The organism is Clostridiales bacterium, from assembly GCA_017569285.1.
Classification (GTDB): Bacteria; Bacillota; Clostridia; order Christensenellales; family Aristaeellaceae; genus Aristaeella.
The window spans coordinates 642,415-665,353 of the sequence record CP069419.1 but is presented as its reverse complement, the minus strand read 5'-3'; the positions used below and the strand labels follow the sequence as shown (position 1 = coordinate 665,353).

Sequence of the window (22,939 nt, the reverse complement as noted above, 5' to 3'; positions counted from 1 at the left end):
GATGAAAAAGTATTTCGAGCGCCTCTGGAACGGCCTGGTCAAGGAAAACCCGGTACTGGTCCTGATGCTGGGCATGTGCCCGGCCCTGGCGGTATCCACCCAGGCGATGAATGGTATCGGCATGGGCCTGAGCACCCTGGCGGTACTGGTGCTGAGCAACCTGGTGATCAGCCTGCTGCGGAAGGTGATTCCGGACCAGGTACGGCTGCCCGCGTATATTGTGATTGTTGCCAGCCTGGTGACGGTGACGGAACTGCTGATCAAAGCCTATATCCCCAGCATTTATGAAGCGCTGGGCATCTACATTCCGCTGATCGTGGTGAACTGCATCATCCTCGGCCGTGCGGAAGCTTACGCCAACAAGCATACGCCGCTGCTCTCCGTGATGGACGGTATCGGCATGGGTATCGGCTTTACAGTCGCACTGACGATTGCCGGTGCGATCCGTGAACTGCTGGGCGCCGGAAAGATCTTCGGCTTCCAGCTCCTGCCGGAAGGCTTCGGAATGACGATCTTCATCCAGCCTCCGGGAGCGTTCCTGGTATTCGCACTGATCATCGCTGTGATGAACGCCATCGGCATCAAAACCCGCCAGCGCCAGCTGGTGGAGAGCGGATGCGACGGCAACTGCGCACTGTGCTCCACCGTGTGCAGTGACCGGAAGGAAGAAACCGCCGGTGCGGAAGAGCAGCCGAAAGCGCTGCAGGAGGCACCCAAGGCCATTGAGGCCGCCGTGAAGGAAGGAGGCGAGGTGAAGTGAACGGACTGATCATGATTATGGTGGGCAGTGCCCTGATCAGCAACGTCGTGCTGAACCAGTTCCTGGGAATCTGTTCCTTCCTCGGTGTTTCCAAACAGATGAAGGCTTCCGCCAGCCTGGGCGTGGCTGTCATCTTCGTTATCACCATTGCCAGCGCCGTGGCCAGCCTGCTGTATGACTATGTGCTGAATCCGCTGGGCATGGACTTCATGAAAACCATCATTTTCATCCTGGTGATTGCCGCGCTGGTCCAGATTGTGGAAATGTTCCTGAAGAAGAAGTCCCCCGGGGTGTACCAGGCGCTGGGTATTTACCTGCCGCTGATCACCACCAACTGCGCAGTGCTGGGCGTTGCCCTGAACAACGTGCAGGATGGGTACAACTTCATTGAATGCGTTACCAGCGGTTTTGGTACGGCACTGGGCTACACCATTGCCATCATCCTGCTGGCCGGAATCCGTACCCGGATCAATGAGAAGGACCTGCCGGCCCCGCTGCGGGGCGCCCCGATTGTCATGATTGCCGCCGCGTTGATGTCCATCGCGTTTATGGGCTTCGGCGGGCTGCCGCACTGAGGAGGTGTGAACGAATGAATATCATTCTGGCAACCACACTGGTCATTGCGGTCATCGGAATCTGCGTCGGTGCGGGTCTGGTTTTCACAGGGAAGAAATTCGCTGTTGAAGTGGATGAACGGGAAGTAGCGGTTCGTTCCAAACTGCCCGGCAACAACTGCGGCGCCTGCGGATACGCGGGATGTGACGCGCTGGCGGCAGCCATCGCCAAGGGAGAAGCCCCGGTGAATGCCTGCCCGGTAGGCGGTGCAGCCGCAGCGGAAGCTATCGGCGATATCATGGGTACCCGGGCGGGAGCCATGGAACGCAAGGTCGCTTTTGTTGCGTGCAAAGGCACCTGCGACGTCACGCACAACCAGGGGAACTATATCGGAATCAAGGACTGCCGGGCTGCTGTGATGGCCGGCATCAATATCACCGACTGCAACTATGGCTGCCTGGGCTTTGGCTCCTGCGTGGATGTGTGCCCGGAACAGGCGATTTCCATCCGGAACGGTGTTGCCGTTGTGAACCGGAACCGCTGTGTCAGCTGCGGCCTGTGCGCCAAAACCTGCCCGCGGGGACTGATTACCCTGATTCCGGAAAGCCGGATCATCCGGGTGCAGTGCTCGAACAAGGACAAGGGACCCCAGGTGAAGAAAGTCTGCACTGCCGGATGCATTGGCTGCGGCCTGTGCGCGAAACAGTGCGAATTCGGCGCGATCGAATTTGACGGAACGCTTGCCCGGATCAATCCGGACAAATGCACGCTGTGCGGAAAGTGCGCGGCGAAATGCCCGGTGAAAGCAATTACCACGACCGCCGTATAAGGAGAGATGGCCATGAATAACTTTGAAAAGAGACAGTGGGTCCGGTTGATACTCTGCGCATTGGTACTGATTGCCGTTTCCCTGTTTCTGACGGGGATCATCGGCGGGGAACACATGACCTATAACTTGGCGGAAAAAGCGAACGGCCCGGCGGTGAACGGAACCGCTGTCGAAGAAACCGAACAGGGCTTCGGCGGTACGGTGACGGTGAAGGCAACACTGGACGGGTCGACCGTACAGGCACTGACCATTGAAACACCGGACGAAACGCCCGGGCTGGGTCAGCGGGCATCCGAAGTAGATTTCACCAGCCAGTTTATCGGCAAGGAAGGCCCGTTCACCTTCGGAGAGAACGGGATTGACGCGCTCTCCGGCGCGACTGTGACTTCCAATGCGGTGCTGAAAGCCCTGAACCGAGCAATCACCGGCGAGGATGCCGCGGAACCGGCGGAAGAACCCAAAGCGGAAGTGAAGGAAGAGCTTGTCCAGGAAACAACGGAAGACCCCAAAGCGGAGGAATCCGCCGCTGAACCGGAGGCTGCCGGCACGACCGTAGAAGAAACCGTACAGGGCTTCGGCGGTGAAGTGACGATCAAGGCAACGCTGGATGGAAAGACAGTCAAGGCACTGTCCATCGATACTCCGAATGAAACACCCGGCCTGGGCCAGAAGGCTTCCGAGGAAGCGTTCACCAGCCAGTTTATCGGCAAGGAAGGCCCGTTCACCTACGGCGAGAACGGCGTTGAAGCGATTACCGGTGCGACCGTGACCTCAACTGCGGTGCTGGAGGGCCTGAACAAGGCATTCCCCGCTGAAACGGCTTCGGAACCTGCCGCAGAAGCGCCTGCGGCGGAGGAGAAGGCTGCCGAACCAGTTGCCGGAACCGAGATTGAGAAGTCCGAACAGGGCTTCGGCGGTGAAGTGACGGTCAAGGCAACGCTGGATGGAACGACGGTTAAAGCCCTGTCCATCGATACTCCGAATGAAACCGCTGGCCTGGGCCAGAAGGCTTCCGAGGAAGCGTTCACCAGCCAGTTTATCGGCAAAGAAGGCCCGTTCACCTATGGTGAAAATGGCATTGAGGCGCTCTCCGGCGCGACTGTGACCTCCAACGCGGTGCTGAAGGCACTGAACCAGGCGTTCCCCGGTGCGGAACCCGCCGCGGAAGAGCAGAAGGAAGATGCAAAGCCTGCTGAGGAAGCCGGCCGTGTATATTACGGCAGCTATACGGCGAAGCGGGAGACCAATTTCAGCACCATCAAGGTGATGATCAACTCCAAGGGCGGCAAGATCACCGACTGCAAGATTACGTCTGAAGCAAAAATGGAAGGAAGCGATTTCCTGACAGACGAGATCAAAGATACCTGGGCCAAAACAATTGTTGAAAACGGAACAGCTGATGTTGACGCGATCACAGGCGCGACGCTGAAGATTTCTTCAGGAGCGGTTGTTGACGCGGTGAATGAAATCCTGGGAAGAATCCAGTAAGTGACGACCTGAACCCACGAGGAGGGGGACCATCATGAAAAAACTGATCTGCCTGCTGATGGCCATGACAGTCATGCTGTTCGCCGTATCCGCACCGGCTGAATCGGCGCCCGCGGAAACATTGTTTACTCCTGGAACCTATCAGGCTGAAGCACAGGGAATGCTGAGCACCGTGAAGGTTCTGATCACAGTGGACGAAACAGAAATTACCACCGTACTGATTGACGCTACAGACGAAACTGAAACGCTGGGCGGTGTGGCAGCAGGTATGCTGTCCGCAAAGATTGTGGAAGCCCAGACCCCGAATGTGGACGCTGTGAGCGGCGCGACGGTTACCAGCAACGCCGTGATCAAGGCCGCAACGGAGGCCCTGACAGCGGCGGGCGCGGATATTGCCGTGCTGGACGCAAACCGCAGGGATATCGGTGAAAAGGGAAGCAAGGAAGAAAAAGTTATTGACACCGGGATTGTAATCATCGGTGCCGGCGGCGCCGGAATGACCGCGGCTATCATGGTGAAGCAGGCGGGCGAGGATTTCGTGCTGCTGGAAAAGATGCCCTATGCGGGCGGCAACACCACCAAGGCAACCGGCGGCATGAACGCGGCGGAAACGCATTACCAGAAGGAACAGGGAATTGAAGACTCGGTTGAACTGTTCGCTGCGGATACCATTAAGGGCGGCCATGACCTGAATGATCCGGCCCTGGTGGAAGTGATGGCGAAAGAATCCGCCAATGCCATTGACTGGCTGGATTCCATCGGCGCGGAACTGCCGAAGATTTCCTTCTCCGGCGGCGCATCCGTGAACCGGATTCATGCCCCGGCGGACGGTTCCGGTGTGGGTGAGTTCCTGGTGGAGCGCTTCAGCGCCAAGCTGGATGAGCTGGGCGTGGAGACCATGTACAATACGAAAGCAACTGAACTTCTGACAGACGCGGACGGAAAGGTCTGCGGCGTAAAGGCGGAAGGTAAGGACTGCAACTACGTATTCAACTGCAAAGCGGTCATCCTTGCGACGGGCGGCTTCGGCGCCAATGAGGAAATGTACACCCAGTACCGGCCGGATCTGAAGGGTACGGTGACTACCAATGCCCCGGGCGCTACCGGCGACGGTATTGTGATGGCCCAGGCGCTCGGTGCGGATCTGGTGGACATCGAGCAGATCCAGCTGCATCCCACCGTGGAGCAGTCGACTTCCATGCTGATTACCGAATCCGTTCGGGGTGACGGCGCGATCCTGGTGAACCAGAGCGGTGTCCGTTTCACCAACGAGCTGCTGACCCGGGATGCGGTATCCGCCGCGGAACTGGCACAGGAAGGCCATTATGCCTATATTATCTTCGACCAGAACCTGCGGGATCACCTGAAGGCGGTCGAGAAATACGTCAAGACGGGGATTACCGTCCAGGCAGATACCATCGAAGGACTCGCGGAACTGATCTCCGTAGATCCCGCTGTGCTGGCCAAGACGCTGGCAGACTGGAACGAGTGCGTGAAGAAACAGGAGGATCCGGAATTCGGCCGGACGACCGGTATGAATGCAGATCTGACAACCGCTCCGTATTACGCGATCAAGATCGCTCCCGGTATTCATCATACGATGGGCGGCGTGAAGATCGACACATCCGCACATGTGATCAATACTGAAGGGAAAGTGATTCCCGGACTGTATGCGGCGGGCGAAGTGACCGGCGGTGTGCACGGCGGAAACCGACTGGGCGGCAACGCGGTGGCGGATATCGTGATCTTCGGCCGGATTGCGGCGGAAACCGCACTGGCTGAAATGAATGATGCCGCAGCTATGCCTGCAGCGGAAGCAAAGGAAGAAGCAGCCGGCGAAACGGCTGCGGCTGAAGCATCCAAGGTTCCGACATCTGTGGTCTCCGGTATTGCGGTAACCATGGGCCAGAATACTGAAAACAACATTGTGACCGACTACCTGGAGCAGGATCCGTACCTGAAGAACATTTATGAGGGATTCGGATTCGCGAAGGATTACGGCAGCGCCCGCGGCCATACCTACACCCTGGAGGACGTATCCAAGACGCTGCGGCCTCATCCGAAAGCAAACTGCATTACCTGCAAGACAGATGATTTTGCCCGGCTCGTCAATACGGAAGGCATTGGGGTTTATTCAATGGCATTTGACGAAGTGATGCCCCAGATGAAAAACACCATTTCCTGCTATACCTGCCATGGCGACGGTATGGGGATGGATGGGCAGCTGGCGGTAACCCACAGCTATGTGAATACTGCACTGGGAGACGCGGTGTCCGAGATTCCCGCTGCGATTCTATCCTGCGGGCAGTGCCATATCGAGTATTATTTCACGCCGTCGGACAGCGAGACTATGATGCCTTATCACAGCAAAGCTGAGATGACCCCGGAGGCGATCCTGGCCTACTATGATGCCATGGGATTCTATGACTGGGAGCAGCCGGGAACCGGAACAAAAATGCTGAAAGCCCAGCATCCGGAAATGGAGACAGTACTGGGCGGAAAACACGCGGCGAGTTTTAACCTGACATGTGCGGACTGCCATATGCCGCAGGCAACTACGGATGACGGTATTGAATACAGAAGCCACTACTTTGTCAGTCCGCTGCAGAATGAGGTTCTGCTGAATTCCTGCGCAAAATGCCATGGCAGTGCAGACAACGTGATTTCGCTTGTGCAGACGATCCAGGCAAAGGTTACAGCCCGGGAAACCGAGGTCGGCAATAAGCTGAGCGGGCTGAAGGACGCCCTGACTGCCGCGGCGGCAGATGGAAAGCTTGGAGCGGAAGAATTGGACGCGGTGCGGAAACTGCATCGGGAGGCCCAATGGTTCTTTGACTTCTGCTATGTGGAAAACTCCGAAGGAGCGCACAACTCTGCGCTGTCGCTGTCCTGCCTGGAGACTTCCGAGGCAAAGATTAACGAGGCGCTGACGCTGCTCGGAGAAAAACAGGACACCTGAAAAACAGGGGGCGAAAGCCCCCTGCCGTATTGAACACGGAGAAGTATGAAGATACTCAAAAAAATCAGAATGATCTTGGGCTCCATGCCGCTGGCCATCACCCTCCTGGTGATGCTCGCAGCGGCATGCGCTTTAAGTTCAGCAGTGCCCCAGGGACAGACTTTTGAGTGGTATTCCGGCCAGTTTGGTGAGCGAATGGCAGCAGTTATTACTGCCCTGCATGCCGATGACGCTTACCACAGCTGGTGGTTCCTGACCCTGAGCGGATTCCTCTGCCTGAGCCTGCTGATGTGCAACCTGATCCGGATCAGGCCGTTGATCCGGCGTACCCGGAAGGAACCGGGAAACTTCGCCGGAATCTGGGGCGCTTGGGTGTGCCACCTGGGAATCCTGCTGCTGATTATCGGATTTGCGATGGGGCAGATGACCCAGGAGGAATATACGATCAGCGGGCTGCCCGGGAACACTGTACCGCTGGCAGAAACCGGCCTGCAGGTAACGGTGGATGATTTTACGATCGACTGGCGTGAAGACGGAACAGCCGGGCAGTATACCGCGGAGCTGACAGTATGCGGTGCTGACGGAACAGAGGAGCACGGGACTGCCAGCGTGAACCATCCCGCGGAACTCTGCGGATATGAATTTTTCCAGAATTCCGCCGGATGGGCAGCAGACGTGACCGTGGAGAAGAACGGGGAGATCCTGCAGCAGAAAACCCTGTGCGTGCAGGAATATATGCCGCTGGCGGATGACCCCGATATTGTGGTGATGTTCTACAACTTTTATCCGAATTATGACGGGGAGACGGGAGCTGTATCCCCGATGGCATCCACCCGTCCGGAGAAACCCGGATACCTGTATATGGTTTTCTACCAGGGAGAGGTCCGGGGGATGAACGTGCTGGAGGCGGATGACGAGATAACCATTGACCAGGAATACACCGTACGGTTCAGAAATCCATCCAACTACACGCTGCTGATGGTGAAACGGGACCGGTTTTCCTGGCTGGCCATGCTGGGTGCCGCCATCGTGATGGCCGGGCTGGTAATGGCTTTCTATCTGCGAAAGAGGTGACGATGTGAATGGAACAGGCGGAGAATATCCTGTTTACGATTGCCATGGCCGGATACTTCCTGGCGATGCTGCTGTACTTTGTGTTTGCCGGGCTGAAGAAAAACGCAGCGGCAAAAGCAGCTTCCCTGATCCAGACCGGCGGCCTGGTTGCCCATACGGCGGCACTGATTGTGCGCGGAATTGCGGCAGGCAGGGTTCCCATGACCAACCAGTATGAGTTCGCCACCTGTTTCGCATGGGCACTGTGCCTTGTGAGCCTGATCTTCATCGCGAAGTACCGGTTCAGTTTTCTCGGCGTGTTTGCCGCGCCGGTGGTTTTCCTGATTATGGGGTATGCCGCCATGCAGAGCCGGGAGATCCACGCGCTGATGCCGGCCCTGCAGAGCAACTGGCTGGTATTCCATGTTTCCACGGCCATCCTGAGCTACGGAGCCTTCGGTGTCAGCTTTGTGCTGGGATTCATTTTCCTGGTGCGGGAAAAAATCCGGAAGGACGGATTTATGGACCAGCATATACCGGACCGGGACAAGCTGGATGTGATTGAATACCGCAGCGTATGCCTGGGCCTGCTGTTCCTGACGATTACGATTATCACCGGAGCCTTCTGGGCCAAGAAATGCTGGGGAAGCTACTGGAACTGGGACCCGAAGGAAACATGGTCGCTCGTAACCTGGATCATCTACGCGGTATACCTGCATCTGCGGATCATGCGCGGATGGAAGGGAAAAGCGGCAGCCATATTCGCGGTTGTCGGATTTATCTGTGTGATTTTCACCTATATCGGGGTGAATACATTCCTGCCGGGGCTTCACAGCTACGCATAAGAAGGGAGAAACCTGAATGAAACGTTTTCTGGCGATTCTGGCGATACTGACTATGATTATCGGAGGAACGGCAATGGGCGAATTCGCAAAGGAAGAATGGTACCAGTCTGCACTGAAAGATTCTGAAATGCGGCTGGGAAACAATGTCCGCCTGATCAAACTGATTGAGCGGGCCAGGGCCGGTGAGCATATCACCATCGGTACCATGGGTGGATCGATCACCGAAGGCGCCGGCGCCTCCAATTACAAAGAATGCTGGGCCAGCCGCTTTGCTCTGCGCTTCGGGAACACCTACGGGGTATCGAACGGAAGCAATGTGGAGCTGGTGAATGCCGGCGTCGGCGGAACGCCTTCCGCTTTCGGTTATATGCGCTTCAACCGGGATATCAACAGCCGGGTCAGTGAAAAGGATCCGGACGGATACCCGGACCTGGTGATTATTGAATTCGCTGTGAATGACTGGGGCGAGCCGACCAACCACCACTGCTTTGAGTCGATGGTGAAGGAAGTGCTGGAGTATCCCAATGAGCCGGTTGTGATCCTGCTGTTCTCCATGCGGGATGACGGCTGGAACCTGCAGGGTGACCTGCGGAAAATCGGCGACGTGTATGACCTGCTGATGGTATCGATTCCGGACGGACTGTTCAGCCATGTCGGGAAGGAAATGGAGAAGAAGGATTTCTTCCACGACGAGTACCATCCGAACTCCACCGGCCACCGCATGATGGCGGAATGCCTGATGCAGGCTATCGCGGATGCCGCGGCAAAGGAACCTGACGCAGCGGATATTGACCTGACTGTTTGGCCGGCATACGGCACGGACTTTATGGGCCTGAAGACGCTGTATGCGGATGAGGAAACCAAAGAAGGAATCACTGTGGAACGCGGCGGCTTCGCCAGCATTGACCTGCAGACGTACCGGAACACGCCGGTGGGTTGGGTATGCGGGAAAAACTATTTCCACGACATCAAGGATCCGGATGAACCGCTGAAGGTGACCGGTGTATTCTCGAAGTGCCTGATTTCGTGGAAGGCTTCGGCGGATGCCGGCTTTGGCGCAGCAGAGGTATATGTGGATGGCAAACTTTCAGTCACTCTGCGGGGCGGTCCCGGGAAATGGAACCAGAGTGAGGTGGCACTGGTGCTGAACGGGAAGAATGCCGCAGAGCATACCGTGCTGATCAAGGTAAAGGAGCCCGGCAAGAAATTCACGATTACCGCAATTTCAGTGAAGTAAGAAAAGATGATATAAAAAATACCCGTGGACGAAACGTCCACGGGTATTTTTACAGAGTACAGAATTACTCAACAGCAGCCGCTCCGCGTTCCATCGCCTGGCGGTTGATGGGAAGCAGGTGCTCCTTCTTCGGGCCGAAGGTGGCTTTCAGGGCTTCCATGGCGGAATCGATGGAAACCACACCGGTCTTCTTCAGGATCGCACCAAGCATAACCATGTTGGCGGTACGGGAATTGCCAAGCTCTTCCGCAATACCGTTGCAGTCCACCGGGATCGCGACGATGTCATCGCGGTCAGGAGTGATGTCAATCAGGGAGGAGTTGTACAGCATGATACCGCCCTTTTCCATGGCCGGAGTGAACTTGATCATGCTGGGCTTGTTCATGATGACGGCGAAGGGGATTTCCGTAACGAGCGGAGAACCGATCGGCTCATCGGAGATGACCACGGCGCAGTTGGCTTCGCCACCGCGCATTTCCGGACCGTAGGACGGCATCCAGGAAACGTTCATCCCTTCATGCATGGCCGCCTTGGCCAGCAGCTGGCCGATGAGCAGGACGCCCTGGCCGCCGAAACCGGCAATCAGAAATTGAGCTTCCATGGATTACTCAACCTCCTTTTTCACACCCAGCGGATACTGGGGGATCATGTTGGCTTCCAGCCACTTCAGCGCTTCCTGCGGCGTCATACCCCAGTTGGTGGGGCAGGCGGAGAGGACTTCCACCAGGGAGAAGCCTTTTCCGGCAATCTGCATCTCGAAGGCTTTCCGGATGGCTTTCTTGGCCTCCATGATGTGCTTTACATCGTGGACGGAAACGCGGGAGATATAGGCGGGACCATCCAGTGTGGCCAGCATTTCGCTGATCCGGATGGGATAGCCGCACAGCTTGGGATCCCGGCCGTAGGGAGAGGTGGTGGTCACCTGGCCCGGCAGGGTGGTGGGCGCCATCTGGCCGCCGGTCATGCCGTAAATGGCATTGTTGACGAAAATGACGGTGATGTTTTCACCGCGGGTAGCCGCGTGGGTGATTTCCGCAGCACCGATGGAGGCAAGGTCGCCGTCGCCCTGGTAGGTGAAGACGATGTTGTTCGGGTTCACGCGCTTGCAGCCGGTGGCGACCGCAGGAGCACGGCCGTGGGCGGCTTCCATCATGTCGCAGTTGAAGTAGTCGTAGGCGAATACGGCGCAGCCGACAGGCGCGATACCGATGGTTTTGCCCTGGATACCGAGCTCGTCAATCGTTTCCGCCACCAGGCGGTGAATGATGCCGTGGGTGCAGCCGGGGCAGTAATGCAGCGGCTTGTCGGTCAGCAGCTTGGTTTTTTCATACACAACAGCCATGATTATTTGCCCTCCTTTGCCAGCGTTTCCACCTGGGTCATGATCTCGCGTACGGTGGGGACGATACCGCCGGTACGGCCGAAGAAGTGAACAGGCTTTTTGCCGTCCACGGCCAGGCGGACATCATCCACCATCTGGCCCATGCTCATTTCCACTGTCAGGAAGGCCTTGGCATGCTCCGCAGCCTTGGCGATCGGCGCATTGGGGAAGGGCCACAGGGTGATGGGCCGGATGAGGCCGGCTTTGATGCCTTCCGCGCGAAGCTTGCGCATGGCACTGCGGGCAATACGCGCGGTGGTGCCGTAGGCAACGATGACATAGTCCGCGTCATCGGTCATTTCCTCCTGCCAGCGGCATTCGGTCTGTTCCATGACGGCGTACTTTTCATACAGGTGATTGACGTGCTTTTCCAGCACGGCGGGGTCGATATACAGGGAGTTGATGATCGCGCGCTCGCGGTCGGACTGCGGGGTCCAGCCGGTAGCCGCCCAGGTCTTGGGAGGCAGGTCGGCAGGCACCTTGTGCTCCGGCATTTCAACGGGCTCCATCATCTGGCCGATCAGGCCGTCCCCCATGATCAGGACCGGGTTGCGATAACGGTCCGCCAGGTCAAAGGCGTCCATCGTCAGCTCGACGGCTTCCTGCACAGAGGCGGGAGCCAGTACCAGCATCCGGTAGTCACCATGGCCGCCGCCGCGGGTGGACTGGTAATAGTCGCTCTGGGCGGGCTGGATGGAACCGAGGCCGGGGCCGCCGCGCACCATGTTGACGATCACGCAGGGCAGTTCCGCACCGACGATATAGCTGATTCCTTCCTGCTTGAGGGAAATTCCCGGGCTGGAAGAGGAGGTCATGACACGGGCACCGGCACCGGCCGCACCGTAGACCATATTGATGGCGGCAACTTCACTTTCCGCCTGCAGGAAACAGCCGCCCTCAATCTTCGGCAGCCGCTTGGACATGTATTCAGGAACCTGGTTCTGGGGAGTGATCGGATAGCCGAAGAAGAAGCGGCATCCGGCCTGGATGGCGGCTTCAGCGATGGCCTCGTTCCCCTTCATGAGCATTTTCTGACCCATGGATACGCTTCCTCCTTATTTTTCTACTTTGATCACGGCGTCCGGGCACATGCGGGCACAGAACGCGCAGCCGATGCACTTATCCTGCTCCGTAATGCCAATGGGGTGATACCCTTTGGCGTTAATGTCCTTACTCAGGGCGAGGAGATGTTTCGGACATACGTCAGCACACAGGCCGCAGCCCTTGCAGGTCTCCCGGTCAATGGTCAGTTTGGCCAAGGTGTTCCGCCTCCTTACGTAATTGCTAACGATCATTATAATTTTGCGGGTTTTGTTCGTCAACATCAGAACAATCAAAAGGACGGAAAGAATGCAATCCACCGTGTGCTTGCATCCCCGTGCACAGATGCCTATAATATACGGAGCCGGAAGGCAGAACAAGGATTGGAGAGGGAACATGCTGAAACAGGAAGAAAAGCGGGCGGTTGTTTTTGACCTGGACGGAACGCTGACCAACACGCTGGAGGATATCGCGAATGCCATGAACCGGGCACTGCGAATGTACGGACTGCCGGAGTGGGAAACGGATGAGTATCGTTACCTGGTCGGGAACGGGGTTCGGATCCTGGCCCAGCGGGCGGTACGTGACCAGCAGGAACTGGCGGAGGAAGTCGGCACTGAGTACCAGAAATGGTACGAGGCGCACAACCAGGAAAAGACCGGTCCGTATGAAGGGATACCGGAACTGCTTCGGGAACTGAACGCGCGGGAAATTCCGGTGTGCGTCCTTTCCAACAAACCGGATCCGGATACAAAGAATGTGATTGCCCATTATTTCCCGGATATCCGGTTCGCGAAAGTCCTGGGACAGACGGAGCTGCCGATTAAGCCGGATCCGGCCGGAGCCATTGCAATTGCACAGGAGATCGGGATTTCCCCGGACCACTTCATGTACCTGGGAGATACGGCGGTGGACATGAAATGCGCTGTAAACGCAGGAATGCACCCGATCGGCGTACTTTGGGGATTCCGCACAGCGGAGGAACTGACAGAAAACGGTGCGGAGCACCTGATTTCCGCACCGATGGAACTGATCCCGCTGCTGGATCAATAACCCGGATACCGCCTGCGCTTTTTCGCAGGCAGCGTTCCGGATAAAGAAGACGCCCGGTGAAAACCGGGCGTCTTCATGTATCAGGATATTACCGGGATATTCCGGACGTCATCCTCTTCCGCTGTGATGTAGGCCGTTTTGTGATGCGTGTAGATCACTTTTCCGGGCGCTGCGCCGGAAGGCTTTTTGACGTATTTTTTCCGGGTGTAGTCAATGGGAACCATGGAGCTGCGCTGTCCCTTGCTGTACCAGGCGGCGAGGATCGCGGCCTGCATCAGCGTATCGCGGGGAATTTCCCCTTCAGCGCGGATAATGACATGACTTCCGGGCATATCCTTGGCATGAAGCCACATTTCGTCTGGCTTTGCGGACGCCGTCAGGCGGTCATTCTGGGCGGCATTCTTACCGACAAGGATTTCAATACCGTCGGCGGAACGGAAACGGTACGGCTGGCTCTGGGGCAGCTGGCGCTGCTGGCGGCGGTTGGTAACCCGCTTCATATAACCGGTGCGCACCAGTTCCTGGCGGATTTCCTCGAGCTCGCTTTCACCGGTGCATTTGTCCAGGTCCAGCAGCATGCCCTCCAGGTAATCCAGTTCCTCCAGCGTTTTTGCCTTCTGTACTGCGGCTGTTTCCCGGGCGGAGCGTGCCTTCTGGTACTTTTTGAAATACTTCTGGGCATTCTGGCTGGGAGTCAGGCGGATATCCAGCGGTACGGTGATTTCACCGCCCGAGGCACTGAACCAGTCGGGGAGAACCGCTTCGGTCATGCCTTTTTTCAGCTGGTACAGGTTCGCGTTGATGGCTTCGCCCATCATCCGGTATTCTTCCATGCGCTCAGCGGAGGCCAATTCCTCCTCCTGCATTGCCAGCTTTTTTTCACAGCGCTCCACATGCGTTTTCAGCGTCCGCAGCATGGAAGCGCTTTTCTGGTTCAGCCGGTCTTTGGCATCCCGGCTGCCGAAACAGATCTCCATGGCTTCGCTCAGGGTGGGATACGCCTTCTGTGCGGAAAGGTCACGGGTGAAATAGGGGAACGCGAAAACCTCTTCCGCGGTACCGTCGGGGTTGAAAAGGACGCGGGGATCCGCCATATCCGGCAGGCGGTGAATCAGATCCGCCAGCCGGTCACAGGCAGTGCGCAGGTCTTCCGGCCAGGTATCTCCCGGCGCCAGGACGCGCATGGCCAGCTCTTCCGCCGCAGGACGGCTGAGGCCCGTAATATGATCCGCGATCGAACGGCTGAAGCGCCCGGGCTCGAGAGCCCGCAGGCGTTCATAAAGCGCTTCGCCGGTCAGGTCTTCCGGGTTCAGCTTGCCCTGGGAGGGCGGAGGCAGATAGGTCATGCCCGGCTGCACCTGGCGCACCCGGCTCATATCCGGACTGACGTGGCGGGCGGCTTCAAGCATGCGGCCGTTCTCATCCAGCAGCATCAGGTTGGAATGGCGGCCCATGATTTCCAGTACCAGCCGGCGGAGCACATGGTCGCCCATTTCGTTGACGGCATCCAGGTCCACATGGATTACCCGGTCGCCTTCGACCTGGCGGATCCCTGTGACACGGGCACCGGTCAGCTGCTTCCGCATGAGCATGCACAGCGCCGGCGGTTCCAGCGGGTTGGAAAAGGAACCCTTTGTCAGATGGCAGCGGGCATTATTCGGGGAGGCGCAGAGCAGCAGCCGGTGATTTTCGCTTCCCGCACGAATCACCAGAATCACCGCATCCCGTTCCGGCTGGGTGATTTTATCCACCCGGCCGCCCTGCAGGATCCGGTTCAGCTCCCTGGCGGCAAATCCTACCGTCAGTCCGTCCATCGGCATAGGTTGTTTCTCTCCTTAAATCAGCAGATTTTTGCGTGAAGCAGGGGGCTCAGCGGCTTATAAATAATCCCGGTAATCAGGCTCAGGACAACGCCTTTGAGCAGGTTGAAAGGTGCGGTTGCAATCAGCAGCAGCTTCCATTCGCTGTCTGCGCCGCACATGGCCAGGATTTTCTCCATCGGCATCATCTGGGCATAGAAGGGAATCAGGATGAATTTGTTCGCAAACACCCCGATAACGACCATGCACAGGGTCCCAATCAGCATACCGATCAGGGCTGTTTTCCGTGTTTTGTTTCTTGCGTAGATCAGCCCGGCAGGAATGATCAGGGCAAGACCCATGATAAAGTCAGCCAGCTTTCCGATTCCCATCGTTGTGGAATGGGCCCAGCCGATCAGGCATTTCAGCGCCAGAATGACGGTCCCGGCGACAGGTCCCATGGAGAAATTACCAAGCATCACAGGCAGCAGGCTGAAATCCAGCTTGTAGAATCCGACAATCGGGATTCCTGGAATCAGATCCAGCAGGCAGGCCAGTGCGGTCAGCATAGCGATACGCGTCATGTTACCGACCGTTAGGAATTTCCGGGTAGTTACCGTAGTGTTCATAATGAACCCCTCCTTTAAAATGCGCGCGCCCCTCAAAGCAGCTTCGCTCTGAGGGGCGGAAGGCCGGCACAAAAGCACCGGACGCATAACCGTTTCTTCTCTCATCCAGACTATACTGTCGGCTCCGGAATCTGACCGGATCGGCTGAGCTGTGCTCAGTTCGCGGGCTGTACCGCCGGTAGGGAATTGCACCCGTCCCCGAAGAAGCTTTAAGTGGTACGCTGTGTACGGTGGTATTATATTCCCCCGATCCCGCTTCGTCAATCCCGAAGAAGAATTATATCTCCTTCAGGAATTCAGCCAGAAGCAGGCCGACTTTCCGGTTATATTCAGCATTCGGGTGGAAACGGGCGCCCATATCCTCCGGTCCGTAATCCGGAAGCGCGAAGGTGAACAGGTTCTCCAGCCCTTCCCGACGGGCGAGGGCAACGGCTTCCTCCGCCAGCTCGGGATGGACATCGGTACCGGGCAGGATCCAGACGATTTTCGCGGCCGGGTTATTCCGGCGGACGATTTTCAGGAAATCTGCCGCTCCGCGGACAACGGTATCCCGGTCCTGTTCAAAGCTGTTTTTCTGGTTCATACCGCCGCAGTCATTTGTCAGCAGGCGGATGCATATGATATCCGGCTGCCAGGAAGCGAAATCCCAGGGCTTTCCGCATCCGCGGGCTTCCGCTTCCGGCCCCTGCAGCACACCGGCAGTCTGTTCGTAGAATTCGGTCATTGTGTGGGCGGGATTATGCTCCCAGTCCCAGCAGACACCCCAGCCGCTCTGGGAAAGCACGCTGCGCTCTGCATTCAGTGCCCGGCAGGCGATAAATGAATAATTGCCGCAGGCGGTAAACCAGAGCGGAATCCATTCATCATTTCCGTTTGGGGCCAGCGCGCCTTCACCGCTGGTGAGACTGTCCCCGATAAACTCAATCTTCAGATTCCGGGCGGGCAGCTCCTCGAGACTGCCGTTCATACGAAGGCTGTGCACCAGGACAGTTGCAGCCGGATTGTCCGGCATGCACTGGGTTTCCTTGACCAGCGTCACCGTCCGGCTGTTGGCCGGCTCCATACCAAGTACCAGCGGATAAAAGCGGATACCGGGCTCCACCGGGAAACGGGCAACCGGGCAGCCATCCGCCAGGACAGCGACCCACATCACCGGGGACATCACCGGTGCTTCCAGCTCCGCCCAGAGATCAGAACCGCGGAACTGTACCTCGATGCCGCTGCCGGTCCAGTCCAGCGCAAGGGGAGTGCGGGAACGGTCCAGACGTCCCAGGATACGCAGCTTCGGGTTATCTGAGGAAATGGGAATCGCATTCATAAAGCAGCCTCCATTCATGAGCAGCCTGATTTCATCGTGTTACCGGTATTGTATCCCACATGGTGTGAAGAATCAATCGGAAAACCCGGGGAACTGTGCCGGGAAATCCTGTCCTGCTGTTGATGCAAAACGTTGAACCGATTGACATTTGCCCCTGTTTGCGGTATCCTTTCCGACGGAATCAGAAGAAACGACTGACTTTTTTCAGGAGGATGAAAAACATGACGAAACCCGTAGTGCTGGTTGTGATGGACGGCGTCGGAGAAACCCCTTCCGAGCTGGGCAACATGGTTAAGCAGGCGACCACGCCGACCCTGGATGATCTGAAAGCCAACGATCCTTTCCGGATTATCAAAGCGCACGGTACCGCAGTGGGCCTGCCCTCCGATGACGATATGGGCAACAGCGAAGTGGGCCACAATGCACTGGGATGCGGCCAGATCTATTCCCAGGGCGCCAAGCTGGTGAATGAGTCCATCGAATCCGGCTCTATTTTCCAGAGCGAGACCTGGAAGGACCTGACCGGATCTGTGATCGCCGGCGGCAACACTCTGCATTTCATCGGCCTGCTGTCCGACGGCAATGTACACAGCAATATCTCCCACCTGATCGCGATGCTGAAGGAAGCCAAGGCGGAGGGTGTGAAGAAAGCCCGCGTGCATATCCTGCTGGACGGCCGCGATGTGCCTGCCACTTCCGCGCTGGAGTATGTGGACCAGCTGGAGAATGCCCTGAAGGAACTGAACGATGGCTCCTTTGACGGACGGATCGCCTCCGGCGGCGGCCGCATGCAGATCACCATGGACCGGTACCAGGCCAACTGGGGCATGGTAAAGGCCGGATGGGACGTGCATGTACACGGCAAGAGCCAGTACAATGTAATTAACGGAGAAGGCGCCTTCTTCAGCAGCGCCAGGGAAGCGATCGAGACCTTCCGCAATGAACAGCCCGGCGTGATCGACCAGGATCTGCCCGCCTTCGTCATCGGGGAGAACGGAAAGCCGGTCGGTGCCATGCAGGACGGCGACAGTGTAATCCTCTTCAACTTCCGTGGCGACCGTGCCCTGGAACTCTCCATGGCGTTTGACGGCGATGCGTCCTTTGACAAGTTTGACCGCGGCGTGGTTCCGCAGGTGAAATACGCCGGCATGCTGGAGTACGACGGCGACCTGCATATCCCGCACAAGTACCTGGTCAGCCCGCCCCAGATCCGCCACACGCTGACGGAACTGCTGGTGGAGAACGGCATCAACGAATATGCCTGCTCCGAAACCCAGAAGTACGGCCATGTGACCTATTTCTGGAACGGCAACCGCAGTGAAAAAGTGAGCGAGGAGCTGGAGACCTGGGAAGAGGTTCCCTCCGATGTGCGCTCCTTTGATGAGTGCCCCTGGATGAAGGGCACGGAGATTGCCGACCTGGTGATCGCCGCGATCGAATCCGGCAAGTACGGCTTCATCCGCTGCAACTTCCCGAACGGCGACATGGTCGGCCATACCGGCAACCTGTACGCGACGGAAATCGCGGTGGAATCCGTGGACCTGTGCCTGACCCGGATCCGGAAGGCCTGCGATGAGAACGGCTGCATCCTGGTGGTAACTGCGGACCACGGTAACTCCGACCAGATGCTGGAGAAGAACAAGAAGGGTGAGGTTTCCGTACGGACCGCGCACAGCCTGAATCCCGTTCCCTTCATCATCCATGACAAGGATGCCCGCCACGAGATGGATACCGAAAGCCCCTTCGGCCTGGCGAACGTCGCCCCGACGGTTGTCGAGCTGCTGGGCCTGAAGCCCTATGAGTGCTGGGAAAAGAGCATGCTGAAGTAATTATTTGATGGAAAAAACCGTCTGCTGCAGCAGACGGTTTTTTCATCGATAATGTAATATGTTCAGGGGCTTTCCGATCGCCCCTGAAACCCTTCGGTACATGGGTTTGCACGAGCATGCTGAAAATATTCTGGTACAAACGAAACCGCCTGCCAGATGGCAGGCGGTCTTTCTGTGCTTTCCGGATGATTATTGATCGCCCTTCAGGACGTGATACACGGTATCGAAGCAGGTCTTGATCTGGTATTTCGTATTGAGGAAACAGCCATAAGGGCTGTTCATCTTGTATGTATAGGAGTTCTTGTCGTTTTCCGGCGCATCGACCAGGCCCCAGATGCATACGGCAGTCAGCGGCGCGTTTTCTTCCGTGTTGGCCTTCATGAAGACATCGGAGAACAGGCGGCCGTAGTATTCGGCATGCTCCGCTGCTTTGGACTGATCGAAATTCCGAACGGCCATCTCGGTGAGCTGGACTTCCAGTCCCAGGCTGCTGTAGGTGCGGATGGAGGTACGGATATCGGAAATGTGGGATTCCTGCAGGCAGCCGGACTGGGTGCCGTATCCGCCGATATATCCCTGCATGCCGAGACCGTCGATCAGGGGACGACCGTCGGGATCATAGGACTGGATGCTTTTGATCAGCTCCACCGCGGCATTCCGCTTTTCGGTCATGAACATATTGTAGTCATTATAGAAGAGTTTGATATCAGCGCCCAGCTTTTCCACGGTGTTGCGGGCGCAGAGGAAAGCATATTCCACATAATCATCGCCCACATAAGCCTGGAAGTAGTTCGGACCGCCATCCCGGACAATCCGGATATGGCGGGGATCAGAAGCGCGCCAGTCGGATGAGCTGTCGCCGATTGCCTCATTCACCACGTCCCAGCAGTAAATGACACCGGGAAAGGATTCCTCGAAGTGGGTTATGACCTGGTCGATATAAGAAGCCAGGCGGGCACGGTTGACTTCCTGGGAGGCAAATGGCTTTGACTCATTATAATCTTCATGGAAAAACCAGGGATACTGCATAACTGCATCCCAGACAAGCACGTGGCCGCGGACGGACTTTCCATGAGCCTGGCACCACTTGAGCATCTGGTCGGCCTGGGAATAATCCATGCGGGGCATACCATCCGGACTTGTCCTGCAAAGATTTTGCTTCAGAAGTGAATAAGCTTTGGTCTCATTGGTGCAGGTGAGGGAATTGAAATGGTCATTCAGGAAACCCATAAAGGCAGTGTTCCGCATATCCCAGTAGCCGAAGGCACCGCCGAGTTTGAAACCGTAGGGTTCAGCGAACTGGTATAGCGGCTCATAATCCGAAGAAACCGTACCGGCCAGTTCGGCAGAGGAAAGGACGGGCATCAGGCAGAGAACCAGGGCGAGGACAACGGAAAGAAAACGGTGCATGGGAAAGGAACCTCCTGTAGCAAAAAGTAATATTCCGAATGGACGGATGTAATATCAGTCCTCTTCGTCGAAGGTGCAGCCGCCGATAAATTCCCTGAGCAGGGACAGCGGCGGGATTTCGTTGAACAGCTGCGGATCCACATCCGGCAGATAATTCAGCGTTTTGATCAGCCGGCGGGCAAGCAGGTAGTTCGGGGAATCGGACGGTACTTCCTTCAGCATCTGGTAGGCATAATGCTTCAGGATCGGCAGTTCATAGTGCAGGGCAGTGTTGAACATGCTGTCCGCGTTTTCCTGATAGGTAAAGATGTACTTTTCCTCACCGCGGCGGACGCTGGGCCAGATTTCGAGCGTTTTTTCGGCCGGATAGGCGCGGAACTGCTGATCACGCACGATGCGGCGCAGCAGGCGGACGTCCGTGGTCCGGATGCGGTTGTGGTCATCCAGGTTCAGGCAGGTGAGGGCACTGACGAATACCTTGTAGATTTCATCGGCGGGCAGCATTTCGCAGACCTGGGGATTCAGGCCGTGGATGCCTTCCAGGATGATGATCTCACCGGGAACCAGTGAGGTCGGTGAAGTGAGGTAATCTTTTTCGCCGGTTTCGAAATCGTATTCCGGCATGAAAACCTCTTCACCGTTCAGCAGGGCGTTGAGCGTTTCCGCAAGGAGCTTGATATCCAGCGCGTCGATGGTTTCGAAGTCGCGCGTTCCGTCAATCTGCAGGGGAAGATCCTCCCGGTTGATGAAGAAATCATCCATGGAAATCCGGCGGGACGGATGACCGTACATCTGAAGATGAACGGCAAGACGTCCGGAGAAGGTGGTTTTGCCGCTGGAAGAAGGACCGGCCACCAGGACGATATGCTTGTTCTGCTCATGGATCTTTTTTGCGATACCATCCAGCGCGGCTTCATGCAGCGCCTCGTTGACGCGGATGAAATTCCGCAGGCGGCCTTCCTCGATCATACGGGTCACGTCCGTGACGTTGGTTACTCCCAGAATCTGGCACCATTCCGCACTCTGGTTGAAAACCTCCAGGTGCTTGGGACGGTAGATATACGGTGCGGCGTGGTCAAAGTCCGATCCGGCGGGGAGCTGCAGTACGAAACCGCCCCGCAGTTCGAACAGCGTAAATACCGGAACATAGCCGGTGGATACCGTCATGGCGCCGTAGAAGTATTCCCACATGCCGTCGATACAGTACATATTGATATAGGGAACCGGACGGTGGCGGAGCAGATCGACCTTGTCGGGCTGCTTCTCCTCCTCGAAGTAGCGGATCGCATCCTCCCGGGTCCACTGCTTCCGGGTGAAGGCCAGGTTCAGCTCCACCAGGCGGCGCATCTCATTTTCAATCCGAACGATATCCTGGCGGTGGAGCGTTACTCCCGGCAGGCGGACAAACACGCCATAACCGACAGAATATTCAATTCTGACCTGCTGATAGGGATACAGATGACGCAGGGCCAGCAGCATGACAAAGCGCAGGGAGCGTTCGTATACCCGGCGCCCTTCCTCATGCTCCAGGGTCAGCGGAATCAGCGTGCAGTCCGTACGGATCGGCTCGTTCAGCTCACGTACAATACCGCCGGATAAAGCGGCAAGCGTACCGACAGGAAAATTGTCCAGCCCTGTCAGGCACGCCTGTACGGTCGTTCCCTCGGGAAATTCTTTCTGATTGTCAATGGATCTGATTAACATGCGGCGTCCTCCTTCGGGTTTAATCGAAGGGCATACTGGACACATCGGCATTCAGCAGCTCTTCATCCGGATCGGGCAGAGAGCCGTGTGATTCGAGGTACTGCGCCTGCCGCTGCTGGTTCTGCAGCTGCTTGGTATGGATATACGCCACGTTGGCACTGGTGGCAGGGGCGGTGGTGCGGCTCATGATCTTTTTCCCGTCATCATCGATCCGGAAACGGAGACGGATCAGGATCCGGCCATGGTTCCTGCATTTTGCCACCGCGATATACTTATCGGCACTCTGCTTTATATATTCGCCGTCGAGTGCGAGAACCCTTCCGCAGCGCGGACAAACCGGATGAATTGCCGTTTCGCTGGCCAGCGCATCGCGGACGGATGCAAACGCTTCACCTTCCGTTTTTTCCCGCGTGATATGGCGGGAATGGATCAGCGGACGGGGCTCCTGGGGATAGTTCAGGACAGCGGACGGATCCGGCAGGGTTTTGAAGACCAGGGCGGTATACCACGCATCGTTCAGCGCGTTGTGGAAGGACATGGTATCATCCGGCGTGATGTTGACCAGCTCCATGGCGGTTTTCAGGCCGGAACGGTCCTTCAGGTTGTGCACCGTACTGAACAGGCGCTGGATGTCGCACAGGGGCGGCAGGACGATATCCTCGCAGTGGAAAAAATGGATATTCTGGTACAGCACGCTGACATCGTCGATGCCCCAGGTCAGCAGGGTGTAATCGTCCCCGCACCAGGCGGCAAACTGCTGCAGCGCTTCCCGGAAAGCGGGAGCACCGGCCAGCGTTTCGGAATCCAGGCCTGTCATCCGGCGGATGCGGGGATGGATGCGGACATAATGCGTCGGGGCGATCGGAATCGAGATCGCTTCGCCAGGGTTGAGGTTGGCGTCGAGCTTGACGGCACCGATCTGGATCATCTCAAACATGAGCTTGTCACCGACCTTGCGGAAGGTGCTGCTTTGGTAGGAAATCGGCTGATTCCATTCCAGGTCAAGAACAATATAGGTCATGGTACCTCCGGTGGATGAAACGTAATCA

20 protein-coding genes and 1 riboswitch are annotated in these 22,939 nt (G+C 57.1%); of the genes, 10 read left to right on the top strand and 10 right to left on the bottom strand.

Features of this window, described 5'->3' with window-relative positions:
• Position 1 precedes the first annotated feature (1 nt).
• From JNO48_02965 to JNO48_02930, 8 genes are read left to right on the top strand one after another with little or no spacing between them, the layout of a single operon-like run.
• Positions 2-760 (top strand): electron transport complex subunit E, encoded by a 759-nt coding sequence (locus tag JNO48_02965; GenBank protein QTE68886.1) that lies wholly within the window; start codon positions 2-4, stop codon positions 758-760.
• Entirely contained in the window at positions 757-1,335 is a 579-nt protein-coding gene (locus JNO48_02960; GenBank protein ID QTE68885.1) for an RnfABCDGE type electron transport complex subunit A, read from the top strand. The genes JNO48_02965 and JNO48_02960 overlap by 4 nt, the downstream gene beginning before the upstream one ends.
• 14 nt (positions 1,336-1,349) lie before the next feature.
• Positions 1,350-2,144 (top strand): RnfABCDGE type electron transport complex subunit B, encoded by a 795-nt coding sequence (locus JNO48_02955; protein ID QTE68884.1) that lies wholly within the window; start codon positions 1,350-1,352, stop codon positions 2,142-2,144.
• 12 nt (positions 2,145-2,156) lie between these two features.
• On the top strand, positions 2,157-3,632 hold the full coding sequence (locus JNO48_02950) for an FMN-binding protein (protein QTE68883.1): 1,476 nt from the start codon (positions 2,157-2,159) through the stop codon (positions 3,630-3,632).
• 34 nt (positions 3,633-3,666) lie between these two features.
• Positions 3,667-6,591, top strand: a complete 2,925-nt coding sequence (locus tag JNO48_02945) for a flavocytochrome c (GenBank protein QTE68882.1) — start codon at positions 3,667-3,669, stop codon at positions 6,589-6,591.
• A gap of 45 nt (positions 6,592-6,636) precedes the next feature.
• Complete coding sequence (locus tag JNO48_02940; GenBank protein QTE68881.1) at positions 6,637-7,665, top strand: cytochrome c biogenesis protein ResB; 1,029 nt, start codon at positions 6,637-6,639, stop codon at positions 7,663-7,665.
• 8 nt (positions 7,666-7,673) lie between these two features.
• A complete protein-coding gene (ccsB, locus tag JNO48_02935) occupies positions 7,674-8,489 on the top strand; it encodes a c-type cytochrome biogenesis protein CcsB (protein ID QTE68880.1) in 816 nt (271 codons plus the stop codon).
• Positions 8,490-8,505: 16 nt separating this feature from the next.
• On the top strand, positions 8,506-9,726 hold the full coding sequence (locus JNO48_02930; protein ID QTE68879.1) for an SGNH/GDSL hydrolase family protein: 1,221 nt from the start codon (positions 8,506-8,508) through the stop codon (positions 9,724-9,726).
• Positions 9,727-9,790: 64 nt separating this feature from the next.
• Here the strand turns inward: JNO48_02930 and JNO48_02925 are convergent, their stop codons facing one another.
• From JNO48_02925 to JNO48_02910, 4 genes are read right to left on the bottom strand one after another with little or no spacing between them, the layout of a single operon-like run.
• Positions 9,791-10,327 (bottom strand): 2-oxoacid:acceptor oxidoreductase family protein, encoded by a 537-nt coding sequence (locus JNO48_02925; GenBank protein QTE68878.1) that lies wholly within the window; start codon positions 10,325-10,327, stop codon positions 9,791-9,793.
• A gap of 3 nt (positions 10,328-10,330) precedes the next feature.
• Complete coding sequence (locus JNO48_02920; GenBank protein ID QTE68877.1) at positions 10,331-11,068, bottom strand: 2-oxoglutarate oxidoreductase; 738 nt, start codon at positions 11,066-11,068, stop codon at positions 10,331-10,333.
• 2 nt (positions 11,069-11,070) lie between these two features.
• Positions 11,071-12,147, bottom strand: coding sequence for a 3-methyl-2-oxobutanoate dehydrogenase subunit VorB (locus JNO48_02915; protein QTE68876.1), 1,077 nt, complete (start codon positions 12,145-12,147; stop codon positions 11,071-11,073).
• A 15-nt stretch (positions 12,148-12,162) separates the two neighbouring features.
• On the bottom strand, positions 12,163-12,366 hold the full coding sequence (locus JNO48_02910) for a 4Fe-4S dicluster domain-containing protein (protein QTE68875.1): 204 nt from the start codon (positions 12,364-12,366) through the stop codon (positions 12,163-12,165).
• Between the two features lie 178 nt (positions 12,367-12,544).
• Between JNO48_02910 and JNO48_02905 the strand changes: the two genes are divergently transcribed.
• Positions 12,545-13,201: an HAD family hydrolase gene (locus JNO48_02905; GenBank protein ID QTE68874.1), complete on the top strand. Its 657-nt coding sequence runs from the start codon at positions 12,545-12,547 to the stop codon at positions 13,199-13,201.
• 80 nt (positions 13,202-13,281) lie between these two features.
• Here JNO48_02905 and JNO48_02900 read toward each other — a convergent pair whose 3' ends face one another.
• The 3 genes from JNO48_02900 to JNO48_02890 all read right to left on the bottom strand — a co-directional run bounded on the left by JNO48_02900 (position 13,282) and on the right by JNO48_02890 (position 16,947).
• Positions 13,282-15,021, bottom strand: coding sequence for an NFACT family protein (locus JNO48_02900; protein QTE68873.1), 1,740 nt, complete (start codon positions 15,019-15,021; stop codon positions 13,282-13,284).
• A 20-nt stretch (positions 15,022-15,041) separates the two neighbouring features.
• A complete protein-coding gene (locus JNO48_02895; GenBank protein QTE68872.1) occupies positions 15,042-15,629 on the bottom strand; it encodes an ECF transporter S component in 588 nt (195 codons plus the stop codon).
• Positions 15,630-15,718: 89 nt separating this feature from the next.
• Positions 15,719-15,839, bottom strand: a riboswitch (FMN riboswitch).
• 67 nt (positions 15,840-15,906) lie between these two features.
• Complete coding sequence (locus JNO48_02890) at positions 15,907-16,947, bottom strand: hypothetical protein (GenBank protein QTE68871.1); 1,041 nt, start codon at positions 16,945-16,947, stop codon at positions 15,907-15,909.
• A 221-nt stretch (positions 16,948-17,168) separates the two neighbouring features.
• On the opposite strand from JNO48_02890, the gene gpmI reads away from it, so the two are divergent.
• Positions 17,169-18,776: a 2,3-bisphosphoglycerate-independent phosphoglycerate mutase gene (gene gpmI / locus JNO48_02885; protein QTE68870.1), complete on the top strand. Its 1,608-nt coding sequence runs from the start codon at positions 17,169-17,171 to the stop codon at positions 18,774-18,776.
• A gap of 189 nt (positions 18,777-18,965) precedes the next feature.
• On the opposite strand, the gene JNO48_02880 is transcribed toward gpmI, so the two are convergent.
• From JNO48_02880 to JNO48_02870, 3 genes are read right to left on the bottom strand one after another with little or no spacing between them, the layout of a single operon-like run.
• Positions 18,966-20,186 carry an endo-1,4-beta-xylanase gene (locus tag JNO48_02880; GenBank protein QTE68869.1) on the bottom strand — a complete coding sequence of 407 codons (1,221 nt, stop codon included), beginning with the start codon at positions 20,184-20,186 and terminating at the stop codon, positions 18,966-18,968.
• A 54-nt stretch (positions 20,187-20,240) separates the two neighbouring features.
• Positions 20,241-21,890 (bottom strand): nucleoside kinase, encoded by a 1,650-nt coding sequence (locus JNO48_02875; GenBank protein QTE68868.1) that lies wholly within the window; start codon positions 21,888-21,890, stop codon positions 20,241-20,243.
• 19 nt (positions 21,891-21,909) lie between these two features.
• Positions 21,910-22,911: an exonuclease domain-containing protein gene (locus JNO48_02870; protein QTE68867.1), complete on the bottom strand. Its 1,002-nt coding sequence runs from the start codon at positions 22,909-22,911 to the stop codon at positions 21,910-21,912.
• Positions 22,912-22,939: the final 28 nt, after the last annotated feature.